7 protein-coding genes and 1 other annotated feature are annotated in these 8,853 nt (G+C 45.4%); of the genes, 2 read left to right on the top strand and 5 right to left on the bottom strand.

Features of this window, described 5'->3' with window-relative positions; translation table 11 throughout:
• The first annotated feature begins 289 nt into the window (after positions 1 to 289).
• Entirely contained in the window at positions 290 to 1,435 is a 1,146-nt protein-coding gene (locus tag G9F50_RS20090) for a glycerate kinase (RefSeq protein ID WP_060561848.1), read from the top strand.
• Between the two features lie 10 nt (positions 1,436 to 1,445).
• Here the strand turns inward: G9F50_RS20090 and serS are convergent, their stop codons facing one another.
• The 5 genes from serS to guaB form a co-directional block, all read right to left on the bottom strand.
• A complete protein-coding gene (serS, locus tag G9F50_RS20085) occupies positions 1,446 to 2,723 on the bottom strand; it encodes a serine--tRNA ligase (RefSeq protein ID WP_007408744.1) in 1,278 nt (425 codons plus the stop codon).
• 54 nt (positions 2,724 to 2,777) lie between these two features.
• Positions 2,778 to 2,990: a binding site (T-box leader), on the bottom strand.
• Between the two features lie 52 nt (positions 2,991 to 3,042).
• A complete protein-coding gene (gene pdxT / locus G9F50_RS20080) occupies positions 3,043 to 3,633 on the bottom strand; it encodes a pyridoxal 5'-phosphate synthase glutaminase subunit PdxT (RefSeq protein WP_007615126.1) in 591 nt (196 codons plus the stop codon).
• A 21-nt stretch (positions 3,634 to 3,654) separates the two neighbouring features.
• Positions 3,655 to 4,539, bottom strand: a complete 885-nt coding sequence (gene pdxS, locus G9F50_RS20075; RefSeq protein ID WP_003150714.1) for a pyridoxal 5'-phosphate synthase lyase subunit PdxS — start codon at positions 4,537 to 4,539, stop codon at positions 3,655 to 3,657.
• A 196-nt stretch (positions 4,540 to 4,735) separates the two neighbouring features.
• On the bottom strand, positions 4,736 to 6,067 hold the full coding sequence (dacA, locus tag G9F50_RS20070) for a D-alanyl-D-alanine carboxypeptidase (protein ID WP_015239011.1): 1,332 nt from the start codon (positions 6,065 to 6,067) through the stop codon (positions 4,736 to 4,738).
• A gap of 152 nt (positions 6,068 to 6,219) precedes the next feature.
• Positions 6,220 to 7,686 (bottom strand): IMP dehydrogenase, encoded by a 1,467-nt coding sequence (gene guaB, locus G9F50_RS20065; protein WP_003150717.1) that lies wholly within the window; start codon positions 7,684 to 7,686, stop codon positions 6,220 to 6,222.
• Between the two features lie 120 nt (positions 7,687 to 7,806).
• Between guaB and G9F50_RS20060 the strand changes: the two genes are divergently transcribed.
• Positions 7,807 to 8,757 carry a YaaC family protein gene (locus G9F50_RS20060; protein WP_060561851.1) on the top strand — a complete coding sequence of 317 codons (951 nt, stop codon included), beginning with the start codon at positions 7,807 to 7,809 and terminating at the stop codon, positions 8,755 to 8,757.
• The last annotated feature ends 96 nt before the right edge of the window (positions 8,758 to 8,853 follow it).

Raw genomic sequence — 8,853 nt, 5'->3', positions numbered from 1 at the left:
GAACCCCCGCGGGCTTTGACACCCCTGTCGGTTTTCAAGACCGATCCCTTCAGCCAGACTTGGGTATTCCTCCGTATCGACATTTAATAATATACCACATGACCTAAATTTCAGTCAAGCGCTTTTTCATATTTTTTATTTCATTTCTTAAACAGCTTGTCCGTCAGCTTTACTATCATACAAAAGTCTTGCGTCCAATTCAACCTCAGTATGCCATACGGGCAGGAAAACACAGTAAAAATCAAGAATAGATTCAAACAGATACCTGCTCATAAAGGTGGAGAACATAATGAAAATCATCATTGCACCGGATTCTTTCAAAGAAAGCATGACATCAAAAGAAGCCGCTGACAGCATAGAAAAAGGATTCAAAGCGGTCTTCCCTGACGCGGAATATATCAAGATACCCGCGGCCGACGGCGGAGAAGGAACCGTTCAGGCTTTGACGGATGCCACTGGCGGAAGCATCATCAAAAAAACTGTGACCGGTCCGCTGGGAATGCCGGTAAACGCCGCATATGGACTTCTGGGAGACGGACGCACAGCAGTCATTGAAATGGCGGAAGCATCGGGACTTCATCTCGTTCCCCGCCATCTCAGAGATCCGTTGAACACAACGACAAGAGGAACGGGTGAACTGATAGCAGATGCAGCTTCCCACGGGGCGGGTGAGATCATCATCGGGCTTGGCGGGAGCGCAACCAATGACGGCGGAACAGGAATGGCGAGCGCGCTCGGTGTGCGTTTCTTAAATGAGGAAGGTCAGGAGATACCTGACGGCGGAGGCGCTCTGCACACCCTAGCTTCTATTGATATAAGCGGTCTCTCTCCTGAACTGAAACATATCCGTATCCGTGCCGCATGTGATGTCGAAAATCCTCTGACCGGTGAAAACGGCGCTTCATATGTCTTCGGCCCGCAAAAAGGGGCATCCGAGAAGACTAAAGTTGTATTGGATCGCAACTTACGCCATTTCGCTGACGTATTGAGACGTCAGCACGATATCGAAGCGGATACCGTAAAAGGCGCGGGCGCCGCAGGGGGACTCGGCGCCGGACTGATCGCTTTCTTACAGGCAGAACTTCAAAGCGGGATTGACGTTGTATTAGATACACTGTCCTTCTCAGATCAGATAAGAGGCGCTGACCTTGTCATTACCGGAGAGGGGCAGATAGACGGACAAACGATATTCGGCAAAACCCCCGCCGGGATCGCCGCACGCGCATCTACTCAAGAAATTCCCGTTATCGCATTGGCGGGCTCCTTAGGCAAAAATTTCGAGCATGTTTACAGCGCAGGAATAACGGCTGTATTTTCTATCGTGCCCGGCGCTGTAAGTCTTGAAGACGCCTTAGCATCCGGCCGTTTTAACCTTGAAAGCACAGCCCGGAATGCCGCCGCTCTATACCGGGCAGCAAAAAAGGCGCGCCTCTAGGGCGCACCTTTTACGGTTTGATGACTTCTTTATTTCCCATATAAGGACGAAGCACTTTCGGAATGATGACACTTCCGTCTTCCTGCTGATAGTTTTCTAAGATGGCAGCTACTGTTCTGCCGACTGCAAGACCTGAACCGTTTAATGTATGCACATGCTCCGGCTTACCTTTCGCTTCGCGTCTGAATCGAATGTTTGCGCGTCTCGCCTGGAAGGCCTCAAAGTTACTGCAAGAAGAAATTTCACGGTATGTGTCTTGGCTTGGAATCCATACCTCAATATCGTACTTTTTCGCGGCTGTAAAGCCGAGATCACCGGTACACATGCTCATGACACGATACGGCAGTTCAAGCAGCTGAAGCACCCGCTCAGCTTGATTCGTCAGTTTTTCAAGCTCCTCATAAGAATCTTCCGGCTTCACGAATTTCACAAGCTCAACCTTGTTGAACTGATGCTGGCGGATCAAACCGCGTGTATCACGGCCGGCAGATCCCGCTTCTGAACGGAAGCAAGCGCTGAATGCGGCATAATTGATCGGCAGGTTCTCACCGGATAAGATTTCATCGCGGTGCATATTTGTAATCGGCACTTCCGCCGTCGGAATTAAGAAATAATCCTCTTCTCTGATTTTAAAAGCATCCTCTTCAAATTTAGGAAGCTGTCCCGTGCCTGTCATGCTCGTACGGTTTACCATATAAGGAGGAATGACTTCCGTGTAATCATATTCATCAACGTGAAGATCCAGCATAAAGTTGTAGAGCGCGCGTTCGAGGCGGGCGCCTAATCCTTTATAAAACACAAACCGGCTGCCTGTTACTTTTGAAGCGCGTTCGAAATCAAGAATGTTTAAATGGTCTGCGATATCCCAATGCGGTTTCGGCTCATACGAAAATGCCGGCGCCTCTCCCCACTTGCGGATTTCAATGTTATCATCTTCCGTTTCCCCGACGGGCACTGAATCGTGCGGGATGTTCGGAATAGACAGAAGGATGGTTTCGAGCGTCGTTTCGACAGTACGAAGCTCTTCATCAAGCTTCTTAATTTCTTCGCCCACTTCACGCATCTCTTTAATAATATGATCAGCGTCTTTTTTCTCCCGTTTCAAAACGGCGACCTGCTGAGATACTTCATTGCGTTTTCCCTTCAGTTCTTCTACTTTACCGATAAGCTCTCTTCTCTTTTCGTCCAGCTCTTCAAACTTGTCAAAGTCAGATAAGTCTTCGCCTTTTGGAATGAGCTTCGCTTTCACCTCTTGAAAATTGGCTCTCAGCACCTTCGTATCAATCATGCCTAACAACTCCTATCTGTTTTTATCGAAAATAAAAAAGAGCCCTCATCCCCTAAAAGGGACGAGAGCTCTCGCGTTGCCACCCTGATTGAAAACAAGCTCATACTTGCTTCCCGCTTTAACACATAACGGTTTTCCCGTAAATGCCTACTTGGTTTCAGCATTTCGCTCAAGGACGGATTCGGACAGCATCTTTCACCGATTCGCACCACCCATCGGCTCTCTTTGAAAGAGAGGCTTCCTACTGCTTCCTGTCAACGCTTTTCGATCTTTATTTGTGTTTATAATGTACTATAAGTATCAGCGGTTTTCAACTGTTTTATACAGCTGTTTCCTGCTTATGCTTTTCCGCCATCTTCACAAACAGCTCTGTCACCCGGTGATCATCCGTCAGTTCAGGATGGAACGAGCAGCCGAGGAAATTCCCCTGCTTTGCAGCCACGATGCGTCCGTTATGCTCACAAAGCACTTCAACATCTTCTCCGGCTTCTAAAATATGCGGCGCGCGAATAAATACACCCGTAAACGGCTCATCAAGGCCTTTAATCGTCAGATCAGCTTCAAAGCTGTCGACCTGACGGCCAAAGGAATTACGCTCGACGACAACGTTCAACAGCCCTAGATGAGCGTTATCCGTTCCCGCTATCTCTTTGGCTAAAATAATCAGACCGGCGCATGTGCCGAACATCGGCTTGCCTTGGGCGGCAAACTCGCGAAGCGGCTCCATAAAATGATACGTATCCATTAAACGCCGCATCGTCGTGCTTTCCCCGCCCGGCAGGATTAAACCGTCGATGTCATTCAGCTGTTCAGGACGCTTAATGACGACACCTTTTGAACCACATGCTTCAATTGAACGAATATGTTCTCTTACTGCTCCTTGAAGTCCAAGTACACCAATTGTTAACATGCTTCCAGCTCTCCTATGGTTTTACCAGCCGCGTTCTTGCATACGCTGTTCCGGCAATAGATTTGAGATTTCGATTCCTTTCATTGCTGTGCCTAATTCTTTAGAAAGCTCAGCGATCAGTTTGTAGTCTGTGTAATGAGTCGTTGCTTCAACAATTGCTTTGGCGAATTTAGCAGGGTTGTCTGATTTGAAAATACCTGAACCGACAAATACGCCGTCAGCGCCAAGCTGCATCATCAATGCCGCGTCAGCAGGCGTCGCTACTCCGCCGGCAGCAAAGTTCACTACAGGCAGTTTGCCGTCACGCTTGATTTGAAGAAGCAGTTCATAAGGAGCGCCGAGGTTTTTAGCTTCAGTCATCAGCTCATCATCGCTCATCGCAACAACTTTGCGCACTTGCGCGTTTACTTTTCTCATATGGCGGACAGCTTCCACAATGTTTCCTGTTCCCGGTTCGCCTTTTGTACGAAGCATGGAAGCTCCTTCAGCGATACGGCGCGTTGCTTCGCCGAGATCACGGCAGCCGCATACGAACGGGACTGTATATTCGTTTTTATTTAAATGAAATTCTTCGTCAGCCGGAGTCAGAACTTCACTTTCATCGATGTAATCTACTCCCATTGCTTCAAGGACACGCGCTTCAACGATATGTCCGATACGCGCTTTTGCCATTACGGGAATGGATACAGCATTCATTACTTCTTCAACGATTGTCGGATCAGCCATGCGGGCAACACCGCCGGCAGCGCGAATATCAGCCGGAACGCGTTCTAACGCCATTACGGCAACAGCTCCCGCCTCTTCCGCAATCTTCGCTTGTTCAGCATTTACAACGTCCATGATGACGCCGCCTTTTTGCATTTCCGCCATGCCGCGTTTTACACGATCAGTACCTGTTTGAGCCATTATTTGGTCCCCCTAGTCAATGTATAGTTAGTTAATTTCTATCTCTTATTGTATCCCAGAAATACAATATTTCATATGGGTATTCTTATTTTACAGCGAGATGAATAAGATAGATATCATTTTTTACTAATAATTTGGTTTTTTCAGTATATTAAGCAAAAGAGCCCTAACTTTCATCAGAGCTCTTTCTTATTTCTTAAAACCAGCCTGTTACCGTGTCAACGGCGCTGTTCCAGATACCGGAGAAGAATCCGCCGATGCCGCGCATCATCTGAACAAACCAGTTTGCTTTATCTACATCATTTTTCGTTACAAGATTCACGCTGAACTCTTTGGATTTGAGGAAGCCATAGTCTTTGTCACTGCCTTTGTATGTAACTGTCAGCGTTCCGACTTTCGTTCCCTTTTTCACAGGAGCCGTGATTTCTTTTTTATCTAAAGTCACTTCGGCTTTATAGTTCTTTTCATCCCCGCTTTTCACAGGAATAGAAAGCGCCTTGTCAGTAACAATATCGACTTGCTTGTCTTTCCCTTTTTCAACGTCAATCGTTTTGTGCCCTTTTACTTGAGAGCCTTCAGGGTAAAGATCTTTCATTGAGAAATTGCTGTTAAATGCGTAATCGAGCATTTTTTTCGTTTCATCAAAACGTCCGGTATGCAGGTTGCCTTTTGCGTCTAATACAACGGTGATGACCCGCATTCCGTTCCGCTGTGCTGTGCTTGTAAAACAAGATCCCGCAGAATCAGTAGAACCCGTTTTTAAGCCGTCAACGCCAGGGTATTCAGAAACAAGACCTTTTAACATGAAGTTCCAGTTCGGCATGTCCATTTCATCATCAGTGCCGGCTCTGAATTTCGTTTTAGCGATGCTTGTTGTTTTGAGAACTTCCGGATAATCAGTGATCAGGCGGTCTGCAAGAAGCGCCATGTCTTTAGCAGAAACTTCACTTTCTTCTTTAACGCCTTCTCCTTGCGGCTGCTTGCCGTGAAGGTCTTCATTCACAAGCCCTGTGGCATTTTTAAAATCATAGTTTGTCATGCCTAATTCTTTGGCTTTCGCATTCATTTCAGCGACAAATTTCGTTTCAGTTCCGGCAAGAATTTCGGCAACTGCAATCGCGGCTCCGTTGGCAGAGTAAATCGCCATAGCCTGATACAGTTCTTTAACCGTGTATTTGCCGTCTTTTCGAAGGGGGACGTTTGATAAACTGTTGTCTTGAGAAATTTCATAGACATAATCATCAGGAGTATACGTTTGATCCCATTTCACTTTTCCTTCTTTAATGGCTTCCAGAAGCAGATATTCAGTCATCATTTTTGTCATGCTGGCAATCGGCAGTCTTTTGTCTGCATTTTTACTGTATAAAATTTTCCCCGATGAAGCCTCAATCATTATCGCAGCTGATGCGTTGACATCAATCGGGTCATTGCCGGCTGCCTCCGCTTTAGACATTGGAACAAAGCAAGTTGCGGCCAGTGCCAGTACCACTAATGACACCAACAGCTGTTTCCATTTCGTGATGTTCAATCTTACGACCTCCGTCATTCATTTTAAATCTATAATTAAGCCGTTAAGGACATATTCAAATTCAAAACACAACAGTATAAATTTTATCACACTCGATATAAAAAAAATAGACAGAGTCAGCGACCCTGTCAAATGTTTTTTATTTGTAACAATTATGAGATTGTGTAGTTTGGTGATTCTTTCGTAATTTGGACATCATGCGGATGACTTTCGCGAAGTCCGGCACCTGTCATACGGATGAATTGAGCCTCTTCTCTTAAAGCGCGCAAGTCTTTTGAACCGCAATATCCCATACCTGAACGAAGACCGCCGACAAGCTGATACACTGTTTCTTCTACAGGACCTTTGTACGGAGTCCGTCCTTCGATACCTTCAGGGACGAATTTCTTATTTTCTTCTTGGAAATATCGGTCTTTACTGCCTTTTTCCATGGCAGCGACAGAACCCATACCGCGATACACTTTAAATCTTCTGCCTTGATAGATTTCAGTCTCTCCCGGGCTTTCTGAAGTACCGGCAAGCAGACTTCCGAGCATTACGGCATGTCCGCCTGAAGCCAACGCTTTCGTAATATCTCCGGAGAATTTAATACCGCCGTCTGCGATAATTGTCGCGCCGTGTTTTCTCGCTTCAGTGGCACAATCATAAATGGCAGTGATCTGCGGTACGCCTACACCTGCAACGACGCGTGTCGTACAGATTGAACCAGGTCCGATTCCCACTTTGACAATATTTGCTCCGGCTTCAATCAGAGCTTTTGTCGCTTCAGCCGTTGCAACATTTCCTGCGATAATGTTCAGTTCAGGATATGTTTCACGGATTTTCGCGACTGTGTTCAGTACGCCTCTGGAATGTCCGTGAGCCGTATCAACCACGATAACGTCGACATTCGCTTCAACAAGCTTGCTGACGCGTGTCATTGTATCGCCTGTCACGCCTACCGCAGCGCCGACAATAAGGCGTCCGTGTTCATCTTTAGATGAATTCGGGAATTCGATAACCTTTTCAATATCTTTGATCGTGATAAGACCTTTTAATTTGTTTTGGTCATCCACTAACGGGAGTTTTTCAATTTTATGTTTCTGTAAGATTTTTTCTGCTTCGTCTAATGTGGTTCCCACAGGAGCCGTAACCAGCTCTTCTTTTGTCATGACATCACTGATTTTCATTGAATAATCAGAGATAAAGCGAAGGTCACGGTTTGTAATGATACCGACAAGCTTTTGATCGTCTTTATTATCTACGATCGGAACACCGGAAATTCTGTATTTCCCCATCAAATGCTCCGCATCGAATACTTGATGATCAGGTGTTAAAAAGAAGGGATTTGTAATAACGCCCCGTTCAGAACGTTTGACTTTGTCAACATGTTCAGCCTGCTGTTCGATGGACATGTTTTTATGGATAATGCCCAAGCCGCCCTGTCTGGCCATCGCAATCGCCATAGCTGATTCTGTTACTGTATCCATTCCCGCACTGATGACAGGAATGTTAAGCTTTAACGTCTTTGTCAGTTCAACAGATAAATCCACATCACGCGGAAGTACGTCTGATTGAGCCGGTACGAGCAGTACATCATCGAACGTTAAGCCTTCTTTTGAAAATTTACTTTCCCACATTAGTAAATCCCCCTCTTTTCGGCAAAATATTATATGTAGATTATCAACTAGAAAACAGCATGTCAAGGAAGCGAAAAAGAGTTGAAATATTTAGATAAAGGAAAGGGTTTAAAAATACATATGAGAGATCATGAGTGGAAAGAGTTATCATTATTTTATTCCGTAGAATCTTCCCAGAAATTTCTAAATAAAGTCTATACAGAAAGCGGTATGGAAGAACCAAAACGATATGCGTTTAAGAACAGTGAGCGCTTCATATTCTTTATCAAACACGCCGAGTCCTTTTATAAGCAGGCATCTCTTTCCCCTTTAGAAATTAAGCCTATTCTGTTGTTTTACGGGATGTCACAATTGCTGAAAGCCTGCCTTCTGACCACAGATCCAAGCTATCCAAGCCATGCCTCAGTACTCGCGCATGGCGTGACTGCCCGGAAACGCAAAAAGCAAAATTACTCCTTTAGGGATGATGAAGTGAAGGTGCAGCGCAATGGCTTATGTATTCATGTAATGAAGCACTTATTCGGGATAGCTGGTCTTGAGGAAGAACGGTACACAATGAAGAAATTGCTGACAGCCATACCTGAATTGCATACTGTCTTTTACTTCCAAGAGAAAAAGAATTGGCTGACCCGAGTAGAGCTGAAAGATGACCTTATTTCAGTGCCTGAGCATGCGGTGATTCATTACAATATGTCTGATTCCCGCTTTGCTGAATATATCAACCATCATTTGAAGTGGTCTTTTCTGAGGAAAGACCATAATCACTTGGTTTTTGAGGCTGACCCGATAGACAGAGAACCTTGGTCTTCGCCAAATTTATTGTTTCACTTGGAGAAAAATCAATATTATATTCCCTCTCAGCGTGATCACTTCCTCCATCTTCCGGAAATGATTATTCATTATTTGGTCCTCTACAATATCGGGATGATTGCGAGATATGAAACGGAGTGGTGGTATGAACTGCTGACACAGCATGTCAGTGATGATTATGTGATGATCCGCCGGTTCTTAGAGGTCACGGAACGAAAATTTCCGTATTACGTTTCTAATTTTCTAAAGCAATACTTATAAACAAAAAAGGCAGCTCATGATGAGCTGCCTTTACCGTAATGATAGCTTGGCGGCGTCCTACTCTCACAGGGGGAAACCCCCGACTACCATCGGCGC

The organism is Bacillus sp. EKM206B (genome assembly GCF_011066015.1).
In the GTDB taxonomy this organism is placed as follows: Bacteria; Bacillota; Bacilli; order Bacillales; family Bacillaceae; genus Bacillus; species Bacillus velezensis.
Note: the sequence above shows the minus strand (reverse complement) of the source record. Positions and strands in the feature narration are given on the sequence as shown.

Coding starts and splice junctions, on each gene's coding strand:
- guaB (WP_003150717.1), bottom strand. CDS start 7,686: ATGTGGGAAAGTAAATTTTCAAAAGAAGGCTTAACGTTCGATGATGTA.
- G9F50_RS20060 (WP_060561851.1), top strand. CDS start 7,807: ATGAGAGATCATGAGTGGAAAGAGTTATCATTATTTTATTCCGTAGAA.
- serS (WP_007408744.1), bottom strand. CDS start 2,723: ATGATTGATACGAAGGTGCTGAGAGCCAATTTTCAAGAGGTGAAAGCG.
- pdxS (WP_003150714.1), bottom strand. CDS start 4,539: ATGGCTCAAACAGGTACTGATCGTGTAAAACGCGGCATGGCGGAAATG.
- G9F50_RS20090 (WP_060561848.1), top strand. CDS start 290: ATGAAAATCATCATTGCACCGGATTCTTTCAAAGAAAGCATGACATCA.
- pdxT (WP_007615126.1), bottom strand. CDS start 3,633: ATGTTAACAATTGGTGTACTTGGACTTCAAGGAGCAGTAAGAGAACAT.